Here is a 21400-nt window from a genome sequence, read left to right on the forward strand (position 1 = left end):
TTCAATCGGCTCCAAGCTTTTGTGCGGGCTTTGAATAGGGGAGAGACTAAACTTCGGCTGCCACCACTCGTCCACTAAAGTAATCATTAGATACGATGTATTCCGTTGTTCTGGTCAGTTCATCTTGCAGCTGCGCCCAGTGGCATCGGTTGAGTTTGCCATCGGAGTTATGGACAGCAGGGACAACACCGCCAACTCGAATACCAAATGGAGTCAGTTCTTTTGCCCAGCTATGGGTAAAGCCGGTTATCATTGAGTTTGCGCTCTCTAGGCCGGATACATCATGAAAGTCATCATGAGATATCACATTCACAATAACGCCTTCTTTATCCTCCTCTCGTAATCTCTCGGCACTAATTTGCCCAAATGCGAAAAGAGTCGTAGCCATAGAAGAAAGATCATTGATAAAGCTACTGACAGGCTGATCGCCAATTAGGCTTGGCATAGGGGAGCTTATCCAATTATTGACCAATACATCGGGCGTAGTGTTGAAGGTGGTTTGAATAAAATCAAACACGCTGAGAATCGATTGGTTGTCATTACTTTTGAGCGTGTAATGGTAAACCGAGTCAGAAAAACGGGCACATTGTAAATAGGTCGCTTGAAGTGCTTCCGTGTCTTTATCACAGAGGATGACGGTGGCTCCAAGGTTAACAAAGTGGTTCGCAATTGTCCCTCCGAGGCGCGAACCTGCAGATGTCACCAATATGATTGAGCTTTTTATTTCCATCCCAACACCTAAATAAATCGTCCATGAAGGATAAGGATGGGTTAAATTTCATACAATGGGTGTGAAGAGGTTCAAACTAAGGCGTGCTAATTGATAAGTTTTTATGAACTTAGTGGCAGCTCACATTTCGCAGTAACTTCAAATAGTAATCAGCAACTCGTAATTCATGTTCACCCAAGGCTGGTGGTTCATATTACTCATGTGAATACTTAAGAGGCGTGCTCTAATTAAGAATATAGGGGAAAACGAGGAAAGGTAGATGACAGCTATACTTGAGCTTGTATTTGATACTGACGCTGGGCAGTTGATAGTTCATTGTAGAGCGTAGCAAGTGGCAAATCAGGTAACTGCTTGTTTGCCAATTTACGTCGATCATGACCTGAAAGGTTTTGGTAAACCTCTTCGGGTAAATCAGCTGTATCTTCAGGCATGAATGCAAGTGCTTCAGGTTTCAAGTAATGGCTGAGTTTTGCACTGGCAAGGCTAGCTTGATGAAAATGATTAGATTGCTGAGCTGAAATCTCATACGAAGATTGGTTTGAACGCAGCTGCTGCGGTTCTGCAACGCCGAAGTGTTTACGCAGGCGATCTTCAGTTGTCTCTGTGACTTCAATGGTGTCAATCGGCGTGCAATCACGAACGTCATTAGAAAACATAGATAACAGCAACGCGAAATCTGCACGGCGACCTTGCTCAACCGCTTGGCTGATCCCGATGCCGAATTTCAGTTCGTTGATGATTCCTGCTTTGTCTAAAGTATGTATTTGCATGCTGCCTCTCATTGGATACACCTTTAACGGCATGGAGTCGGCAAACTTTAGTGTTTAATTACAGGCAAATAGAGAATTTATGCAGGGCGGGGAAGAGTGCTAGGAGTTGGTCGAGAAGTAAGTTCTCTTGGCTAACTGGCTAACTGGCTAACTGGTTAATAGGCTAACTGGTTAATAGGCTAAGAAAGGTCTAGATTTTGTGGAATACGATAGATACAAAAAGCTCACGCCGAGGCATGAGCTTTCAATAGATAACTCGCTATAAATAGCGCAGCGTAAGTAATAATTACTTAGCTAGGTTCTCTTCTACGAAAGACCAGTTTACTAGGTTCCAGAATGCAGCCATGTAGTCAGGGCGAACATTGCGGAAATCGATGTAGTAAGCGTGTTCCCATAGGTCAACAGTTAGAAGTGGAGTAACACCTTCTTCTGTTAGAGGAGTAGCAGCGTTAGAAGTGTTAACGATGTCTAGAGAACCGTCAGCTTTCTTAACTAACCAAGTCCAAGAAGAACCGAAGTTGTTGATTGCTGAATCAGTGAATTTCGCTTTGAATTCTTCGAAAGAACCGAATGCAGCGTTGATAGCTTCTGCAACAGCGCCAGTTGGTTCGCCGCCTGCTTTAGGAGCAAGACAGTGCCAGTAGAACGTGTGGTTCCAGATTTGAGCAGCGTTATTGAAAACACCACCAGTAGAAGTCTTAACGATTTCTTCTAGTGTTTTGCCTTCAAACTCAGTACCTGGGATAAGACCGTTTAGCTTAACAACGTAAGTGTTGTGATGCTTACCGTGGTGGAAATCTAGCGTTTCTGCTGAGATGTGTGGTTCTAGCGCGTCTTTCGCGTAAGGAAGAGCCGGTAGTTCAAATGCCATTGCTCAATTCTCCATTGATATGAAAGAGTTAACTCTTTCGATTGCTTCCAGTGATATTATTATTCACGGTTCGCTTTACAGCCAACCGTGGTCAATTTGCTGACTTGCGATATAGTTTAGCAAGTTTTTACTTTATTAAAAGCTTAATTCATCACTTTTGTGTGAATTGTTAGCTTAGCTTGTTAACCTCTTTTTTTATATGGTTTTTATTCTTTTAGTTTGGGGTAGAATAAAGGCAATAAAAGCCGTAATCCATTAACGAGGAAGCAATGGAAACTATCGATAAAATCAAACAGCAAATTGAAGAAAACACCATTCTACTTTACATGAAAGGTTCTCCTAAGCTGCCAAGCTGTGGTTTTTCTTCTCAAGCATCTCAAGCACTAATGGCGTGTGGCGAAAAATTTGCTTACGTAGATATCCTACAAAACCCTGACATTCGTGCAGAGCTTCCAGCTTACGCACAATGGCCAACGTTCCCACAACTTTGGGTTGACGGTGAGCTGATCGGTGGTTGTGACATCATTCTTGAGATGTTCCAAAAAGGCGAACTTCAGCCAATCGTTAAAGAAGCGGCTGCTAAAGTAGCTGGCGACGACGCTGAGTAAGCTTTAAGCCTTTGCGCTTAAATATTGAATGGAAGGGGCCCTTAATGAGGCTCCTTTTTTGTTTGAATAGTTCGAAAGACTCGATAAGGAATGAATAATGGATGTAAGACTTCATTATGTGCATGACCCAATGTGCAGTTGGTGCTGGGGCTATAAGCCAACATTAGAACTTTTAAAACAGCAGCTACCTGCGAGTATTGAGTTTAATTACGTAGTTGGCGGTTTGGCTCCTGATTCTGATGAGCCAATGTCAGAAGATATGAAGGGCAAGCTGCAAGCTATCTGGAAGCAGATCGAAGCGAAGTTGGGCACTGAGTTCAACCACGAATTCTGGACAGAGTGTCAACCTGTTCGCAGCACTTACCCTGCATGTCGCGCCGTAATCGCTGCTGGTTTTCAAGATCACTACGAAGCAATGCTTGAAGCGATCCAACACGCTTACTACCTTCGTGCGATGTTGCCACACAGCCAAGAAACGCATTTGCAGTTAGCTGAAGAGCTAGGGATGAATGTACAACAGTTTGAAAATGATCTTTCTAGTAAGTTATTGGAAAGCGAATTAGATGACCAGTTAGGCTTTAAAGAAGCGATCGGTGTGCATTCTTACCCGACGTTAATGCTTGAAGTAAATGGTATTTTTACGGCAGTGGAATTGGATTACCATTCAACGGAAGCGACGCTTAAGTCTATTCGCGAAGTACTTGTGAATAACGCTCCCGCTGCATAATTCAGCAAGATCTGTCTGTATTAGCGCAAATTATGTCTAAGGCTTACTCATAAGAGTAAGCCTTTTCTTTTGTCTGATGTAACTGATTCATTTGAGAGGGTAAGAAAGGGGGGAGTGAATTCTAGGAAAAAAAAGACCGCACGAGGCGGTCTTTATAATGTCTTTCTTAGCTAAAGAACCTAATTACAGAACCATAGCTGCGATCCAACCGAATACGATCAGTGGGATGTTGTAGTGTAGGAACGTTGGTACTACGGTTTCCCATACGTGCTCGTGTTGACCATCAGCATTAAGACCCGATGTTGGACCTAATGTTGAGTCAGAAGCAGGAGACCCCGCGTCACCTAACGCTGCTGCTGTACCTACTAGTGCGATAGTCGCCATTGGTGAGAAACCAAATGCTGCCGCTAGTGGAACGTAGATAGTCGCAAGGATTGGAATCGTCGAGAACGAAGAACCAATACCCATTGTTACCAACAGACCAACGATTAGCATAAGCAGAGCCGCTAGAGGTTTATTGTCGCCGATGCTTGTTGAAAGTGCTTCAACTAGAGACTCAACGCCACCCGTTTGCTTCATTACTGCTGCAAAACCTGCCGCTGCAATCATGATGAAGCCGATCATTGCCATCATGTGAACGCCCTTAGTGAAGACATCGTGTGTCTCTTTCCAAGCAATCACACCACCGAAGGTAAATACCATGAAGCCAGCGAGTGCACCGATGATCATCGAGCCCGTCGATAGTTGAACCGTAAGTGCTGCAACAATACCAACACCAGCCACTAGGATGTGCTTCTTGTTGATCTCTTTCACTTCTGTTGAAACAACAGTATGAGACGTTTCTTTATATTGACGAGGCTTACGGTAAGTAAAGAATACAGCCGTAAGAAGGCCGAAGATCATGCCTGCAGCTGGTAACAACATTGCCATTGGTACTTGGCTTGCTACTACGTTTTCAAGACCGTTGTCGTGAAGGTTTTTAAGCAGGATGTTGTTTAGGAAGATGCCACCAAAACCGATCGGTAACACCATGTACGGAGTAATCAGACCAAAAGTAAGTACACACGCAACCAGACGACGGTCTAGGTTCATTTTTGCGAATACGCCTAATAGAGGTGGGATTAAGATTGGGATAAAGGCGATATGTACAGGGATTACATTTTGCGAAGACATGGTCACTAGGATCAAAGACGCTAGGATGCCATATTTTAGACCATTAGATGCCGCACTGTTCTCTTTGCCGTGAATACGTTTAATCACGCTTTGAGCTAGGAGATCTGTGATGCCAGAACGAGAGATAGCAACAGCAAAGGTACCAAGCATTGCGTAGCTAAGTGCGATAGTTGCACCGCCACCTAATCCACTTTCGAAAGCTGCTACAGCATCGTTCACACTCATACCAGAGGCTACGCCACCGATAATTGCGCTGAACGTGAGAGCCACGACAACGTTTACGCGCATCAAAGCTAAAACAAGCATGATGCAAACTGAAATTACAACAGGATTCATATTATTCTCGGGATGTTGTGTTTTTATGAAGGCAATACGAGTGAACGTTTACCGACTCTATTTTTTATTCTTCGTCAACAAGAGGCCAACCACCAAGGGCTTTCCATTTGTTTACGATGCCGCAAAATAACTCTGTGGTTTTTTGCGTATCATACAAAGCAGAGTGTGCTTCTTTGTTGTCAAATTCCATCCCCGCAGTGCGGCAAGCTTTAGCCAAAACGGTTTGACCGTAGGCAAGACCACTAAGAGCTGCAGTGTCAAAAGTTGCAAATGGATGGAAAGGGACGCGTTTAAGCTTACAACGCTCACTTGCTGCATTAACGAAGTTTAAATCGAACGTAGCATTGTGAGCGACCATGATTGCGCGACTGCAATCTGAAGCTTTTTGTTCTTTTCTCACTAGCTTGTAGATTTCTTTAAGGGCTTCTTGTTCCGACACAGCACCACGTAATGGGCTAAATGGGTCTTTAATTCCGTTAAAGTCTAATGCTGCCTGCTCTATATTTGCGCCTTCAAAAGGCTCAATGTGAAAATGAAGCGTTGATGCTGGGTGCAGATCTCCGTTTTCATCCATTTTTAATGTAATGGCACAGATCTCTAATAATGCATCGGTTTCAGCGTTAAACCCTGCGGTTTCCACGTCGATGACCACTGGAAAATAGCCACGAAAGCGTTTTTTTAGGGTCAGAGCTTCGTTTTCTACAGTCATGTTAGCCCAAATAAGTGTGATTAAGGCTGCATTATTGCAGATAATAGCGGTGATAAAAACTAGGAAAGGTCAATAAATCATAAATTAGCCGCACCATCTCGGCTTGATAATTGCATATTTAAACGCGAGAGAAAAATGCGGCAATTGGCTGCATTGTTAAACGAATTGCTTAAGAGATACTCCACTTTATGAAGAAACAACTCATAACAGGTTCAATGCTATTTTCGCTACTTATGTCGTCATCGGTCATGGCACAAGAAAAGCGTTATGGAGCATCTCCTCAACAATCGACGTGGGAGATGGTGGCTAACACGCCACTAGAATGTCGCTTGGTTCACCCGATTCCAAATTTTGGTGATGCTGAGTTCTCATCTCGCGCGAGTAAAAAAATCATTTTGGACTTTGAGCTTAAAATGCGCCGCCCAATGGGTGCGACGCGTAATGTCAGCTTGATTTCGATGCCGCCACCTTGGCGTCCGGGTGAAAGTGCTGATCGCATGACAACCATTAAGTTCTTCCAACAGTTTGATGGCTACGTTGGTGGTCAAACGGCGTGGGGAATCTTGAGTGAGCTAGAGAAAGGACGCTACCCGACATTCAGTTATCAAGAGTGGCAGAGCCGAGATCAGCGTATCGAAGTGTCGTTATCGTCGGTGTTGTTCCAAGAAAAGTACAATGTGTTCAGTGACTGTATTGCTAACCTACTGCCATACAGCTTTGAAGATATCTCTTTCACGATTTTGCACTATGACCGTAACAGCGATCAGTTGAACAAATCATCACGTAAAAGGTTAAGCCAGATAGCTGATTATGTTCGTTATAACCAAGACATTGATCTGGTGCTGGTGGCTACATATACCGATTCTGCTGACAGCAAAGGCATTAGCCAGAATCTTTCAGAGCGAAGAGCGGAATCGTTAAGAGAGTACTTTAAGTCACTCGGTTTACCGGAAGACCGTATTCAAGTGCAAGGTTATGGTAAGCGTCGTCCAATTGCCGACAACAATTCACCAATTGGTAAAGATCAAAACCGCCGCGTTGTTATCTCATTGGGTAGAACGCAGGTCTAGCTTGAATAAAATCTAAAGATCCAATCAAGAAGCCCGGCGAAATGACGGGCTTTTTTGTATTTTAACTTTGAAGTCGTTGTCTCAACGTAACTTGTTTAGTTCAAGCGGAAACGAGCGATCATTTCACAGTTGGTCGCGGTATCGATTTTTTCAACCATAGAGGCAATTTTAGGGTTGGGATGGCGTTTCATGAAATCGATAAGGGCTTTCTTACAGCAACCAATAGAATCGATAAAGCTGGAGCATTGTGTATTCGGACACTGCGGAATCAGGGTCAGTACTTTTTCCGAAGCAAGTTGAAGGTACTTGAGTTCGTAGTCAGTATCTCCAGCCCATCGCCAGAATTGAGCAAGGTTGTGGCAAGAGATAACCGAAATCAGCAAACGCTCATCAGCCTGAATATCAGTGCGTTCAGTAATTTCTTCGCTTAAGTTTAATGCTTGCTGATAGTGAAGAATACTTCGTACAGGATCGTCGAGCTGCAATGCAGTATCGGCAAGTAACGTGTGTTTTTCCCATTCGCTAATCATTGTATTACCTCACTAATCAATAGGTGGTTAATTTAAATGATAATCATTATCATGTAAAGTTTCATTGGTGAGATTGTTAATAATAATTGGTGAAGGGTATTGTTCATGAGTGGAAACATAAAAAAGAAGCGAGCATAGTGCTCGCTTCTTTTTGGATTAGTCTTGGCGTTACTTTCAAAGCCAAGCTTCATAGCGGTTTGTTAGGAATTAACCTTCTAGACCAGCACTTGCTTGTTTGTTCTGAATAAGTTCAATCATGTAGCCGTCAGGATCTTTAACGAATGCGATGTGAGTAGAGCCGCCTTTTACAGGGCCCGCTTCACGTGTCACATTACCGCCTGCTGCTTTAATCGCGTCACACGTTGTGTAGATGTCATCAACACCGATAGCAACGTGACCAAAAGCTGAGCCAAGGTCATATTCAGTCGTACCCCAGTTGTACGTCAGCTCAATCACAGCACCTTGAGATTCGTCACCAAAGCCAACGAAAGCCAGCGTGTATTCGTACTCTTTGTTTTCGTTCTTACGTAATAGCTGCATGCCCATTACATTGGTGTAGAACTCGATAGACTTGTCTAGATCACCAACGCGTAGCATGGTGTGTAAAATACGACCGTTTGACATGATTTGCTCCTAGCTTTAACTATGTATACGTTTTTGTAATTCTGTTTTATGCCGCTAGAAAAATGCGGCGCTTTTTAGCCAATAGGCAAGTTAGCTTCTTTCGCTTAGGGCTAACAGCTTATGAGCCTAGACGTCCGTCTTCTCTTTGAACTCACACAAGTCTTCAATGATACAGCTGCCACAGCGTGGTTTACGCGCGACACAGGTGTAACGTCCATGAAGAATGAGCCAATGGTGGACATCTAATTTGAATTCTTTGGGAATGACTTTGAGCAGCTTAGCTTCAACATCGTCGACCGTTTTTCCCATCGCTAACTTGGTGCGGTTTGATACACGATAGATGTGAGTATCAACGGCAATCGTTGGCCAACCGAATGCGGTATTTAACACTACGTTTGCTGTTTTGCGACCAACGCCTGGAAGGGCTTCTAATGCAGCGCGATCTTCCGGTACTTCACCATTATGTAGGTCAAGCAGCATACGACACGTTTTGATGGTGTTTTCTGCTTTCGAATTAAACAGACCTATGGTCTTGATGTACTCTTTTAGGCCATCGACACCTAGGTCGAAAATAGCCTGTGGCGTATTAGCAACTGGATAAAGCTTATCAGTGGCTTTGTTGACGCTGACATCGGTTGCTTGTGCTGATAAAAGTACCGCGATCAGCAACTCGAAAGGACTGTTCCAGTTAAGCTCAGTTTCTGGCTTTGGATTGTTTTCTCTTAAACGCTCAAGTATTTCTACTCGTTTTACATTGTTCATAGCGACATTACTTTCAAATAGTTAGGGCTTGAGTTCCGGCGAAGTTCTTTCAAACTTACTCGTTTTAAAATAACAAGTTCCGCAATGGTTCAGGCTTTATCATCGGTTACGCGCTCTTATGAGCGTCATGATTATGTGTACTTGGTCAATCTATTTACCTGCTGAGCGGTTGAGCTACTCAGCAGGGCTTAAGCTACTGTAACTTATCAGGCATTGGTAACGCGAGCGCGTTCAATGGCTGGTTTTTCTTGTTTTGGCTGTCTAGATTTGGCTTGGTTGTCGATGATGTTTTTCAAAGCAATCAAGAAACCAACACCAATAAAGGCACCTGGTGGAAGCAGAGCTAACAAAAAGCTGTTATCAAATTGGAATATCTGGATTCGTAGTACCGAAGCCCAATCACCAAGGAGCAGGTCTGCGCCATCAAATAGGGTGCCGTTACCAATAACCTCACGCATCGCACCTAATACAACCAGTACAGACGTCATGCCAAGGCCCATCCAGAAACCATCTTGAGCAGCAGGTAGCACTTCGTTTTTAGACGCGAAGGCTTCAGCTCGGCCAATGATGATACAGTTGGTTACGATCAATGGGATGAAGATACCTAAAGAGAGGTAAAGGCCATACGCGTAGGCGTTCATCAAAAGTTGAACACAGGTTACCAATGACGCAATGATCATCACGAACACTGGAATACGCACTTCTTTTGGCACATGGTTTCGAACCAGAGAAACAGACACGTTCGAGCCGACTAATACAAGCAAGGTAGCGATACCTAATCCAAGAGCGTTAGTCACAGTTGAAGAGACAGCCAACAGCGGACATAAGCCAAGGAGTTGCACTAGGGCAGGGTTGTTGGCCCACATGCCATTTTTGATTAGTGTTTTATGGTCACTCATTATTCACCACCACAATTTAGAGGTTGAGCAAGCAATGCTTGGTTGTTTTGATTAACGTACTGCACCGCTTGCTTCACTGACTTAACGACAGCTCTTGGCGTAATGGTTGCGCCAGTGAACTGGTCAAAGTCACCACCATCTTTACGAACCTTCCAACTATCAAGATTAGAATCCGTCACTTGCTTACCGGCAAATGAGAGAATCCAATCACTAACACGAAGATCAATCTTATCACCCAATCCCGGAGTTTCTTGGTGGGAAAGAACGCGAGTACCTAAAATCGTACCGTCAATCTTCATCCCAACAATGACCTTAATCGCGCCGTTGTAGCCATCGGGTGCAATCGCTTCGATCGCAATCGCGCTTGGCTCACCATTGAGTTTAGCAATGTAAGCTGGCATCGCTTGTTCAGTGCCTAGCTCTTCGGCTTGAACCAGAGTACAGGCTGAAAACAGTTCATTATCGTGCAGATCGTGCGGGATCACTTGGTTAAGCACGGACAGTAACTGAGCCTGTTCTTGCTGTTTAATCTGATCTTTGGTTAGGTAGTGAGTTACCGCGACCAAACCTGTAGAAGCACACGCAAAAATCGCGAGTACAAGGCCGTTTTTCTTAATTGCATTTAGCATGGTATCCGCTCCTTAATGGCCGTATGTACGAGGTTTGGTGTAGTAGTCAATCAGTGGAACACACATGTTGGCTAACAATACAGCAAACGCTACGCCATCAGGGAAGCCACCCCAACTGCGGATAATAAAGACTAACCCGCCAATCAGGGCACCAAATACCAAGCGACCTTTCACTGTCGTCGAGGCTGAAACCGGGTCGGTTGCAATGAAGAATGCACCAAGCATGGTTGCGCCAGACAATAAATGAATCGTTGGAGAAGCGGTTTCACCAGGCGTCAGCACTAAGAACACTAAGCTAAACAGCGCAAGGCTAGCAATAAAAGCGACAGGAATATGCCACTGAATCACGCGTTGCTTGATGAGCACCAAGCCGCCGACTAGGTAGGCAAGGTTAACCCATTCCCAACCCACGCCAGCTAACCAGCTGAATTGTGGCTGAGACAGAGCTTCGGAAGCGGTGTTGCCTGCCGTTAATGCGGTTTTGAATGCATCAAGTGGTGTCGCCATGGTGGTGCCATCAATACCAAGACGCGCTTGCTGCAGAGACAAACCTTCATTGTTGAAACCGGTAAAGATCATCAAAAATGAGTCAACAAAGCTCGTTGCTTCGGCGGTTAAGCTGGTCGGCGCATTCCAACTGGTCATCTGAACTGGGAATGAGATCAGCAAAACAACGTAAGCCACCATCGCGGGATTAAATGGGTTTTGCCCAAGGCCGCCATAAAGGTGTTTTGCGATGATGATAGCGAAGAACATACCTATGACTAGAATCCACCACGGAGAGTGTGGGGGAATCGCGACACTGAGTAGCCAAGCGGTCACAACCGCACTGTAATCACGCAATGCCATCACTGGTGGACGTTTTCTTAGCAGCATTACAGCGGCTTCAAAGATAACGGCAAGTGCAATAGCAAATACTAACTGGATGAGCGTACCCCACCCGAAGAAGTAGGTTTGAGCTAGTAGACCTGGCAATGCACAAATAGCGACCCATTTCATGAGATCTGGGGTGCTTCTACGACTGTGTGCGTGCGGTGAGCTGGCGATAAAGAAGGCCACTACTCTTTCTCCTCATTATTCTTTTTATCTTGCTCTTGCTGCGCTTTTCTTGCTTTAGCACGAGCAATTGCGGCAGCAACTGCTGCTTTTTTAGGATCGACTGGTTCTTGTTGAGTTTCAGCCTTTAATTCAACTACAGGTTCAACCACAGATTCAGGTGTTTCTGCTGATTCTTCCTGTTTCGCTTGTTGTGCCTTTCTTGCTTTAGCGCGAGCTATTGCGGCAGCAACAGCATCTTTCTTGGCATCGCCAGTACTTTCAGTTGGAGCTTCACTCTCTGTTTGAGTAACGGCTTCAGCTTGTTGAGCTTTCTTGGCTTTAGCACGAGCAATGGCCGCAGCAACGGCATCTTTCTTAGCATCGCCTGATTTTTCAATCGGAGCTTCATTATTTGTTTGAGTAACGGCTTCAGATTGCTGTGCTTTTTTCGCTTTAGCGCGAGCAATGGCCGCAGCAACTGCATCTTTCTTGGCGTCGCCTGATTTTTCAACCGGAGCTTCATTATTTGTTTGAGTAACGGCTTTAGCTTGTTGTGCTTTTTTCGCTTTAGCGCGAGCAATGGCCGCAGCGACTGCGTCTTTCTTGGCATCGCCAGATTTTTCAGCTGGAGCTTCACTCTCTGTTTGAGTAACGACTTCAGCTTGCTGTGCTTTCTTCGCTTTAGCGCGAGCAATGGCCGCAGCAATTGCATCTTTCTTAGCGTCGCCAGATTTTTCAGCTGGAGCTTCACTCTTTGTTTGAGTAACGGCTTCAGCTTGTTGAGCTTTCTTTGCTTTAGCACGAGCAATGGCCGCAGCAACTGCATCTTTCTTAGCGTCGCCAGTACTTTCAGTTGGAGCTTCACTCTCTGTTTGAGTAACGGCTTCAGCTTGCTGAGCTTTCTTGGCTTTAGCACGAGCAATGGCCGCAGCAACGGCATCTTTCTTAGCGTCGCCAGATTTTTCAGCCGGAGCTTCACTCTCTGTTTGAGTAACGGCTTCAGCTTGTTGAGCTTTCTTTGCTTTAGCCCGAGCAATGGCCGCAGCAACTGCATCTTTCTTAGCGTCGCCAGTACTTTCAGTTGGAGCTTCACTCTCTGTTTGAGTAACGGCTTCAGCTTGCTGAGCCTTCTTAGCTTTAGCTTTAGCTCGTGCGATTGCAGCAGCAACGGCATCTTTCTTAGCATCACCAGTATTTTCAACTGGAGCATCAGAGGTTGATTCCGCTTGTTGAGCTTTCTTCGCTTTAGCGCGTGCGATAGCTGCAGCGACAGCGTCTTTCTTGCCATCACCAGAGCTTTCTGTCGGATTATCAGTAGCTGCTTGTTGTGCTTTACGTTCTCGTGCTTGTCTCTTACGTTCTTCACGTAGTTTCGACATTTCAGAGTTATCAGGTTCAGAATTACTTTCTTTCTGAGCAGCAGCTTGTTTGGCCTTAGCGCGAGCAATGGCAGCAGCAACTGCAGGTTTTACGGTTGGCTCTGCAGCTGTGTCTTGGTCTGCTGTCGCTTTTTGTGCTTTAACACGAGCAATCGCCGCTGCAATTGCATCGTCACCGTCGGCTGATTTCATGTCTTTACGACGATTGTCCGCGGCTTTTTTGAAGCGGTTTTCACGTTCTGCTTTGTCACGCTCCATACGAGCGTTTTTCTCTTCGAAACGAATCTTGGCGCGTTCTGCGGCCGTCGCTTCGTCTTTTCTTGTTTTGATTGCGGCTTTCGCTTGGCGATAGTACTGAACGAGCGGGATTTCACTTGGGCAGACAAACGCACAAGCACCACATTCAATACAGTCTTTAATATTTAGCTCTTCACACTTATCTAACTCGTTGGCTTTTGCATGCCATTGCAGTTGTTGAGGAAGAAGTGATGCGGGGCAGGCTTCGGCACATGCACTGCATCGAATACATTCCATCTCGTAAGTGCTTGGTGAAATCTCACGGCGCGTTGGCGCTAAAATACAGTTCGACGTTTTGGTAATTGGCACATTGGCATGTGGCAAGGTAAAGCCCATCATCGGGCCGCCCAAAATTAAACGCGGCAGTTTTTTATCGGCTTTGTAGCCAAACTCTTCAAGTAACTCATGTACTGGTGTGCCTAATAGCGCCCAAACGTTACGAGGTTGCTTGAAGGTTTTACCGGTTAAAGTCACCACGCGGTTAACCACAGGTTCACCGTCGATTACTGCTCTCTTTATCGAGTAGAGAGAGCCGACATTCTGAACCAAAACACCAATATCAGCAGGGATACCGCCTGCAGGCACTTCTTTGTTGGTGAGGATCTTGATGAGCTGTTTTTCACCACCAGAAGGGTATTTGGTTGGGATAACGCGAATGACGATGTCTTTGTCTTTTGCTGCAATCTCAAGTGCTTTTATCGCGTCTGGTTTGTTGTCTTCAATGCCGATAACCGTCAGCTTTGGTTGAAGAATGTGTTCAACCACTTCGATGCCTTTTAATACTTCGTCGGCATGTTCTTGAAGTAACTTGTCATCTGAGGTGATGTAAGGTTCACACTCAGCAGCGTTGACGATTAAAATGTCGGTACGACCTAAGCCTGATTGAAGCTTTTTAGCGGTGGGGAAGCCTGCGCCCCCCATACCTGAGATACCAGCCTGGCGAATTACGTCAAGCAGTTCATCGGATGTCTTTGTAGAAAAGTCTTCAACCGGGTGTTTTGCAACCCAAGCGTCGAGGCCATCAGGTTTAATAACCACGCACACGTCGCTCAAGCCTGAAGGGTGAGCGGTGGTTCGTGGTTCGATAGCGGTAATCACACCCGATGTTGGTGCATGTACTGGCAAAGTAAAACCTGTCTCTAAGGCCGTCAGTTGTTGACCTTTGAGTACGGCATCACCGACAGCAACCAACAAGTTACCAGGCTTACCGATGTGCTGTTTCACTGGAAGAACGATTTCTTCTGGGAGCCTTGCATGCACGATATCAGTAGTATTCGACTGTTTCTTGTTCTCAGCAGGGTGCACACCGCCCGGGAAGTTCCAAATAGAGCCCGTGCGAATTTGTTCAATTAAAGAGATCATACTAACCTTACGCCTTAGGCTCTGACGCGGTCGCATCAGTCGCTTGGTTAGTGATATCAGTAACAGGAATGATGTTCATCTGCCATTTCCAATTTTCAGTCGTTGTTGCCACTGGAATCATTTCGATACAGTCAGTAGGGCACGGTGCGACACATAGATCACAACCTGTACATTCATCTTTGATTACTGTGTGAAGTGCCTTGGTGCCACCAACAATGGCGTCGACAGGGCAGGCTTGAATGCATTTGGTGCAGCCAATACACATATCTTCATGAATGAAGGCAACGGTTTTTACTTTGTTATCTAAGTCATGAGCGGAGTCTTCAACTTCTACGCCCATTAAATCTGCTAGCTTCTCAATGGTTGCTTGGCCGCCAGGAGGACACTTGTTGATCTTGTCTCCGTTAGCGATCGCCTCTGCGTATGGGCGACAACCAGGGTAACCACACTGGCCACATTGAGTTTGCGGCAATATAGAGTCGATTTGATCAACGATCGGATCGGCTTCTACTTTAAAGCGAATAGAAGCAAAGCCTAAGATAGCGCCAAAAACAGCGGCTAAAACGGCGAGTGCAATGATTGCAATTAAGATGGTACTCATTCTTACTTCACCAACCCAGTAAAGCCCATAAATGCCAGAGACATTAGGCCTGCTGTGATCATCGCAATCGATGCGCCTTTGAATGGCATTGGCACATCAGCAACCGCAATACGCTCACGCATCGCAGCAAATAGGATCAGAACAAGAGAGAAACCAACAGCCGCGCCGAAACCATAGATGATCGACTGAATGAAGTTGTGGTTTTCATTGATGTTCAAAAGTGCCACACCTAACACCGCGCAGTTGGTGGTGATAAGAGGCAGGAAGATACCCAACAGGCGATATAGAGTCGGGCTGGTTTTGTGAACGACCATTTCCGTAAATTGAACAACCACCGCGATAACCAAGATAAAGCTCATGGTACGCAGGTATTCAATACCCAGAGGGGTAAGGATGTAGGTTTCTACTAGGTATGCAGATACCGACGCTAACGTCAGAACGAAAGTCGTCGCGAGGCCCATGCCAATCGCAGTCTCCAGTTTCTTGGAGACTCCCATAAATGGACATAGCCCTAAAAACTTCACTAGCACAAAGTTATTGACCAGCACTGTGCCAACCAACAACAAAAGGTATTCGGTCATAATGGATTAATTCTTGAGATTCCGATCCCGATATTATCCTGCTTTGCTCACCTAATAACAACCAAGGATCACTAGGGATTTAGACACTTGGTGAAAAAATCAACGGGTAACCGTTTGATTAAGATGGATCAGGTTAAGTATAGGTGGGTATTTGCTGGGAATGAAAAATAAGATTAACCCAATGATAACTCATCTGATCAATCCTATTTTCTTTGTTGTAAAAAGTATCGAGGAACGAAATTACTTAGTCTTTATGAACCTAAGTTTACTTAATTAATATTTCGCACAGAGGCTCTGCGCACCAAAATTGGCATAAATAGCTTATGTTCCGGGTGCTCTTTTGACTCGTCACTTGCGAGTTGCAGAGATAGCTTAACTGCTTGATTCGCCATGACTTGGATTGGGTAACGAATGGTGGTCAACCGAGGGTAGATGAAGCGAGCAATGTGGCCGTCATCAAACCCAATAACTGACATATCTTCTGGAATACGAACGCCATTTTCTTGTAATAACGCCAAACAGCCTGCTGCCATGTAGTCGTTATACGTTGCAATGGCAGTTATATCTGTGTTTTTTGCCATCAAGTTAACCATGGCTTGCTCGCCGCCGAGCTCATCAGGTTCGCCATACTCGATGTATTCATCGTTCGATTCAATGCCGTATTCTTTGAGCGCGTCTAAGTAGCCACCTAAGCGGTCATGAGCATCTTCAATATTGTGACTCGAGCAAATGTAGCCGATGTGTTTGTGGCCATTTTTAATCAAGTGTTCGGTTGCAATGTAAGAGCCTCGGCGATTATCGAGTGCAATACAGCGGTTTTCGATATCAGGCACAATACGATTGATCAACACCATTCCGGGTACTTCATTTGCCAGTTTGACTAATTCTTCATCATTAATGCCTTTACTATGAACGACGAGTGATTCGCAGCGGCTGTTAATTAGTAGATTAATGGCATTACGCTCTTTGGTGGAGTCATGATAGCCGCTACCGATCAGTAACTGCTTTTCTTGCTCGCTTGCGACGGTATCAATGGCTTTGATCATCGAGCCGAAGAACGGGGCAGAAACATCATTAACCAGTACACCAATCGCGTTTGAAGACTTGCTAACCAATGCACGGGCGTTGGCATTTGGACGGTAGCCGAGTTTTTCCATAGCGGCTTTTACCGCTGCAATTGCGGTTTCACTGGTGTGAGGGGCATTGTTGATTACTCGAGAGGTGGTCGCGATTGATACGCCTGCTTCCTTCGCAACATCTTTAATGGTAGCCATTCCGCTCTCTTATTCTGAATATAATGCTGTGTGCTGATGGTTGGACATTTAACAACGGATAGTTAGGCAATTCAAATGCTAAACACCAAATATGACGAGGTTTGATGGTTTATTTTGGGGTGACTTACTAGTTTGAAAATAAAAAGCCAAGCTCTAGTCAAGAGCTTGGCTTTTGAGTCACATTGGCGTGTGAATTAAGGTAATCATAACTGACTAAAAATCATAGAGAGACCAAGTGGCTTCAGAGCGAGTCGCTTGGTCCCAATTTACTTATGATGCGCTTTTTAGCGTAACCTGATAACGATATTGATTGTCGGTGAGTTGAAACTCTTGGTGAACACTTGGGCTCCAAGAATCATCACCACCAACGCCCATATGTTGGTGATCAACGCGTACATAGATTTTCTCTTCACGAGTCAGATCATTGGTATGCTTCGCATCCGTTAACTGTTGCTGGCTGTACTGACTGACACTGAATGAGAAATCGCCTTCGAGCCCGATATTTCCCACATTTAAGTTTTTGGTTCCGCAACGTAAACCGCTATCGGTTGGGAAGATATATGGCGTGTGCATCTGATCCAGTGTTTGCTTGTGTAACCCAAATCGAGCAGCGGCTAAACGGTCAGGGTAGTTTTCAAATGGCCCTAAACCTTGCCATGAAATCGGTGTTTCATTAGCGGTTTCGATTGGTAACGGCAGCTCCATTTCAAGGCCAATGCGTGGCATCGGCGGTAAGTGGTCTGCTAGGGTTACATCAACCGAGATACTCATTTCACCTAAGTTATTTAAGGTGTATTGCCACTGTGTAATCGCTTGGATTTGGCCATTAAATTGGTAGGCGAATACCGATGTTACTTGTACTGAACCTGCGAGTGCTTGCGCGATACAGCTTGTACATTGACGTTCCCATTGACTAATGCCTGCGAGCTCCCAGCGACAAGTCCATGCATTTGGATCGATATTGTCTATTTCACTGATACCAATATCGTTGTCCAGTGGCGCACGATAGAAGTTATCGACAGGTGCCTTGATAACTTGCGGCTGCCCATCAACGATCCAGTGAGTCAACAATCCACTCTGTGTGTCCCATTGCCAGTGATGTGTTTCATCTAGGCTAGACACGACGACTTTATTGTCTTGCTGATTTAACTGAGGAGCCAAAGCATTTGCAGTGCTAGGGAATTGCAAGCCAGCATGGTTACGTAAAGCAAACTGCTCCGTTGCACAAACATGGCCTTCTTCTGCCCACTTGGTTGAATGAGTCAGGGTAATATCGGTGTTGAGATGATATTCGGCTTGTGCTTTTGGCGTGAAAGCAAGGTCAATTACCAGCTCTTGTTTACTATCTTCAGCAACGGATAAGACTTGTTGCCCTGATTGAATCACGATGCCATTTTCGAGTAATTGCCAGTGTAAGATTTCATTGTCAGTCGCTCGGAACAGGTTTTCATTGGTTACAGTCAGGCGGCATTGATCTTCAGTTTGCTCTACTAACATTACATTGATCATTCTCTGACAGTATTTCGCCTCTTCCAAGGTCGGATGTACGCTGCGATCTGGGAAGATCAAACCGTTGATACAGAACTGACGGTCGTTAATGATGTCGCCAAAGTCTCCACCGTAGGCCCAGAAGTGTTCACCGTTTTCATCCCACTGGCTTAACCCTTGGTCAACCCAATCCCAGATGAAGCCGCCTTGTAAGCGAGGGTATTCTCGAAATGCGTCCCAGTAATCATTAAAGCTACCCAAACTGTTGCCCATTGCGTGGGCGTATTCGCAAAGAATCAGTGGGCGTTGCTCGTTAGGCAGAGAAACCCATTTCTTGATAGACCATTTTGGAACGGCATCGTCTTCGATTGTACTGTTAACGCGTGCATACATTGGCGCAATGATGTCGGTTGCTGTGGTATTTGAACCTCCGCCTTCATATTGTACCGGGCGAGAAGGGTCGTACTGTTTTGACCATGCATACATCGCATTGTGACTGCTGCCGTGTCCGGATTCGTTACCTAAAGACCAAATGATAATAGAAGCATGGTTCTTATCACGCATGACCATTTGCATGTAACGACTCATGTAAGCGTGTGCCCATTGTGGGTCTGCAGACAAGCGATTCATAGGCTGCATGCCATGGGTCTCGATGTTCGCTTCATCACACACGTATAAACCGTATTCATCACACAGCTCGTACCATCGTGGGTGGTTAGGATAGTGGGCCGTGCGAACAGCATTAAAGTTGTACTGCTTCATTAGACAGATATCGCGGATCATGTCTTCTTCTGTCATCACATGCCCTAGCTCTGGGTGATGCTCATGACGGTTGACGCCGCGAATCAATAGCGGTTTGCCGTTTAGCTTTAGCTGACCATCGGTCATTTCGATTTTACGGAAACCAACTTGATAAGCTTCACTTTCTAGGTGGTTACCTTGTTCATCAAGCAATGACACGACAATTCGGTAGAGGTTAGGAACTTCTGCGCTCCATTTCTTCGGCTCTCGAACATGAAGAGTTTGGAATACTACATCATCGTAGGTGCCACGCTCATCAATTCGTCGATTATGAGGGCGATCGATATGTGGCTCGGTCACCGCGTTTTCACCGTCAAACAATTGAACCTGAACTTGGTAGGTGTCCGGTGCAGTAATTTTGGTGATAATAGACAGTGAGCCATCGCGATAGCATGCGTCTAAGTCAGGCGTAACGAACACATCTTCAATACACTGCTTTGGTTTAGCTAGCAAGGTGACATCACGGAAAATACCGCTTAGCCACCACATATCTTGGTCTTCTAAATAGCTACCATCACACCAACGTATCACCATGACAGACAGCGTATTGTCGCCAACAGTTAGGTACTGAGTTAAGTCGAACTCGGCAGGTAAACGGCTATCTTGGCTATAACCAATCCAATTGCCATTACACCAAAGATGAAAAGCGGAATTTACACCATCAAAGATAATACGTTGTGTGTTCTCTAAATCTTGTTCAGTTAGGGTAATTTGAGTGCGGTAACAACCGGTTGGATTTTCTGCCGGCACAAACGGTGGGTTCACTTCAAATGGGTATTTTACGTTGGCGTAGATAGGCTTGTCGTAGCCTTGCATTTGCCAGTTCGATGGTACGGTAATGCTGTCCCAATGTGAGTCATTGAAACTTGTTTCGATAAATTCACCGTCAACTTGTTCAGGTGCATCAAAGTATTTGAACTTCCATTGTCCATTAAGAGATTTACGTTGTGACTCAATGCCGTTTCGAGCGTGTTCAAGGTTGCGGTAACTTGATAATGGGCTGTGTGCATTAAGGCAGTGGATATTCACAGACTGTGGGTTTTCCCAATCGCGTCTTTGGATGATGTTTGAAAATGCCTTCATGGTATTCCTACTCTTAAAGTGTTCAATGTTGGTAATAATTCTATTGAGTCATCGGCCTTTTAAGCCATGATGACTGGTATCAGATCGTTTGTTTTGCGTATTGTTCTGTTGGCTTATTGGCTTATTGGCTTATTGAGCTATTCAGCAAGCTGTTTTAATAAATAATCTTTGGCTTCGGATATGCCCTGTTCGGCCGCTTGATTAGCAATAAATGCGGCTTGTTTGATGTCGTTGTTGTTTAGGGCTTGGTCAATGTCCTTTTGAATATTCAGCCATTGCGCCTTTTGATTGGTTTCGACTGTTTGAGTTGAACGTTGAGAAACTTGCTTTGAACCTAAGGTTTTGAGTTCATCGTTGGATGAAACGCCAAGCTCAGCCAATAGAGTCAAAACTGTACTGTTTGTTGACTTACTCGCCGTTACGTCAATGACACCTACGCTGCTCAACGTGGCAGTCAGCGGCAGTTGCTTATTGCCAATAATCTGCTGAGATTCTGAATACAGTTCTTCAGGGTGAATCCGGTCAATAGTGCTATTCAACGCGGTATTATCGGTGCTAATGACAATAAATTTCGCGTTGTCTCGCTGAGGTGCGAGGGCAATTGATGCTTCAATTCTTTCTAACCCTTGCATGGCTGTCGGGTAGTAAGTGAAATCGTTAGTAGTGTATTGACCAAGCAATCGCCATTGTTTGTCAAAGACATAAATGGAAGGAGCGAAAAGTGCATCGTCTTTAATGTATGAGCGTATTAGTAATGACAGCGACTCTGTCTTGCCACTGACTTGGTATGCGATGGTCGGAAAACGTTGATTATCTGTTTCTGTATTTTCAGTTAACAATGAAGATGAAAGAGTCGATAAATTACCGTCCATAATCACTTGTTGGTGGAATGGAATAGACAATTGCGTCATTGGAAGCGCGCTTGGTTGAAAGCAGCATGTACTGCTATTGAAATTAGTATTGAATTCCTTTTCAGGTATTCCGCTGCATGCGCTAACGGTGAGTGCTGCGACAATGATCACCAATGATTTTAATTTCATCTGATTGCTACCTTAGTA

20 protein-coding genes are annotated in these 21400 nt (G+C 45.0%); 3 read left to right on the top strand and 17 right to left on the bottom strand.

The window, feature by feature from the left end; genetic code table 11:
* Positions 1-46 precede the first annotated feature (46 nt).
* The 3 genes from ED652_RS09925 to sodB form a co-directional block, all read right to left on the bottom strand.
* Positions 47-730, bottom strand: coding sequence for an SDR family oxidoreductase (locus ED652_RS09925; RefSeq protein WP_122054589.1), 684 nt, complete (start codon positions 728-730; stop codon positions 47-49).
* A gap of 266 nt (positions 731-996) precedes the next feature.
* The gene (locus tag ED652_RS09930; protein WP_277868891.1) at positions 997-1500 is read right to left on the bottom strand and encodes a VC2046/SO_2500 family protein; all 504 of its coding nucleotides are present in this window, start codon (positions 1498-1500) and stop codon (positions 997-999) included.
* A 286-nt stretch (positions 1501-1786) separates the two neighbouring features.
* The gene (gene sodB / locus ED652_RS09935; protein ID WP_004734050.1) at positions 1787-2371 is read right to left on the bottom strand and encodes a superoxide dismutase [Fe]; all 585 of its coding nucleotides are present in this window, start codon (positions 2369-2371) and stop codon (positions 1787-1789) included.
* Between the two features lie 269 nt (positions 2372-2640).
* On the opposite strand from sodB, the gene ED652_RS09940 reads away from it, so the two are divergent.
* Together ED652_RS09940 and ED652_RS09945 are read left to right on the top strand one after the other, a co-directional pair.
* Complete coding sequence (locus tag ED652_RS09940) at positions 2641-2979, top strand: Grx4 family monothiol glutaredoxin (RefSeq protein WP_017076187.1); 339 nt, start codon at positions 2641-2643, stop codon at positions 2977-2979.
* Positions 2980-3076: 97 nt separating this feature from the next.
* On the top strand, positions 3077-3706 hold the full coding sequence (locus ED652_RS09945) for a DsbA family protein (RefSeq protein ID WP_122054590.1): 630 nt from the start codon (positions 3077-3079) through the stop codon (positions 3704-3706).
* A 183-nt stretch (positions 3707-3889) separates the two neighbouring features.
* Here ED652_RS09945 and ED652_RS09950 read toward each other — a convergent pair whose 3' ends face one another.
* On the bottom strand, positions 3890-5215 hold the full coding sequence (locus ED652_RS09950) for a Na+/H+ antiporter family protein (RefSeq protein ID WP_122054592.1): 1326 nt from the start codon (positions 5213-5215) through the stop codon (positions 3890-3892).
* A gap of 64 nt (positions 5216-5279) precedes the next feature.
* The gene (gene rnt / locus ED652_RS09955; RefSeq protein ID WP_017061178.1) at positions 5280-5924 is read right to left on the bottom strand and encodes a ribonuclease T; all 645 of its coding nucleotides are present in this window, start codon (positions 5922-5924) and stop codon (positions 5280-5282) included.
* A gap of 188 nt (positions 5925-6112) precedes the next feature.
* Between rnt and ED652_RS09960 the strand changes: the two genes are divergently transcribed.
* The gene (locus ED652_RS09960) at positions 6113-6994 is read left to right on the top strand and encodes an OmpA family protein (protein ID WP_065103209.1); all 882 of its coding nucleotides are present in this window, start codon (positions 6113-6115) and stop codon (positions 6992-6994) included.
* A gap of 95 nt (positions 6995-7089) precedes the next feature.
* On the opposite strand, the gene ED652_RS09965 is transcribed toward ED652_RS09960, so the two are convergent.
* From ED652_RS09965 to ED652_RS10020, 12 genes are all read right to left on the bottom strand, one after another.
* Positions 7090-7524 carry a DUF2753 domain-containing protein gene (locus tag ED652_RS09965; protein ID WP_017076183.1) on the bottom strand — a complete coding sequence of 145 codons (435 nt, stop codon included), beginning with the start codon at positions 7522-7524 and terminating at the stop codon, positions 7090-7092.
* A gap of 207 nt (positions 7525-7731) precedes the next feature.
* Positions 7732-8148 (bottom strand): lactoylglutathione lyase, encoded by a 417-nt coding sequence (gene gloA / locus ED652_RS09970; RefSeq protein ID WP_004734046.1) that lies wholly within the window; start codon positions 8146-8148, stop codon positions 7732-7734.
* Positions 8149-8274: 126 nt separating this feature from the next.
* Entirely contained in the window at positions 8275-8910 is a 636-nt protein-coding gene (gene nth / locus ED652_RS09975) for an endonuclease III (RefSeq protein WP_010437137.1), read from the bottom strand.
* 206 nt (positions 8911-9116) lie between these two features.
* On the bottom strand, positions 9117-9809 hold the full coding sequence (locus tag ED652_RS09980; protein ID WP_017088559.1) for an electron transport complex subunit E: 693 nt from the start codon (positions 9807-9809) through the stop codon (positions 9117-9119).
* The gene (gene rsxG / locus ED652_RS09985; protein ID WP_122054594.1) at positions 9809-10438 is read right to left on the bottom strand and encodes an electron transport complex subunit RsxG; all 630 of its coding nucleotides are present in this window, start codon (positions 10436-10438) and stop codon (positions 9809-9811) included. The genes ED652_RS09980 and rsxG overlap by 1 nt, the downstream gene beginning before the upstream one ends.
* A gap of 12 nt (positions 10439-10450) precedes the next feature.
* Positions 10451-11497, bottom strand: a complete 1047-nt coding sequence (gene rsxD / locus ED652_RS09990; RefSeq protein ID WP_122054595.1) for an electron transport complex subunit RsxD — start codon at positions 11495-11497, stop codon at positions 10451-10453.
* Entirely contained in the window at positions 11497-14514 is a 3018-nt protein-coding gene (rsxC, locus tag ED652_RS09995) for an electron transport complex subunit RsxC (protein ID WP_122054597.1), read from the bottom strand. The genes rsxD and rsxC overlap by 1 nt, the downstream gene beginning before the upstream one ends.
* Before the next feature lie 7 nt (positions 14515-14521).
* The gene (gene rsxB / locus ED652_RS10000; RefSeq protein ID WP_122054599.1) at positions 14522-15115 is read right to left on the bottom strand and encodes an electron transport complex subunit RsxB; all 594 of its coding nucleotides are present in this window, start codon (positions 15113-15115) and stop codon (positions 14522-14524) included.
* 2 nt (positions 15116-15117) lie between these two features.
* Positions 15118-15696 (bottom strand): electron transport complex subunit RsxA, encoded by a 579-nt coding sequence (gene rsxA, locus ED652_RS10005; RefSeq protein ID WP_004734039.1) that lies wholly within the window; start codon positions 15694-15696, stop codon positions 15118-15120.
* 269 nt (positions 15697-15965) lie between these two features.
* Positions 15966-16970: a substrate-binding domain-containing protein gene (locus tag ED652_RS10010; RefSeq protein ID WP_122054601.1), complete on the bottom strand. Its 1005-nt coding sequence runs from the start codon at positions 16968-16970 to the stop codon at positions 15966-15968.
* 270 nt (positions 16971-17240) lie between these two features.
* Complete coding sequence (locus ED652_RS10015) at positions 17241-20342, bottom strand: beta-galactosidase (RefSeq protein WP_122054603.1); 3102 nt, start codon at positions 20340-20342, stop codon at positions 17241-17243.
* A 137-nt stretch (positions 20343-20479) separates the two neighbouring features.
* Positions 20480-21382, bottom strand: a complete 903-nt coding sequence (locus tag ED652_RS10020; protein WP_122054605.1) for a MalM family protein — start codon at positions 21380-21382, stop codon at positions 20480-20482.
* Positions 21383-21400 lie beyond the last annotated feature (18 nt).

Source organism: Vibrio sp. Evd11 (assembly GCF_900382755.1).
GTDB lineage: Bacteria > Pseudomonadota > Gammaproteobacteria > Enterobacterales > Vibrionaceae > Vibrio > Vibrio lentus.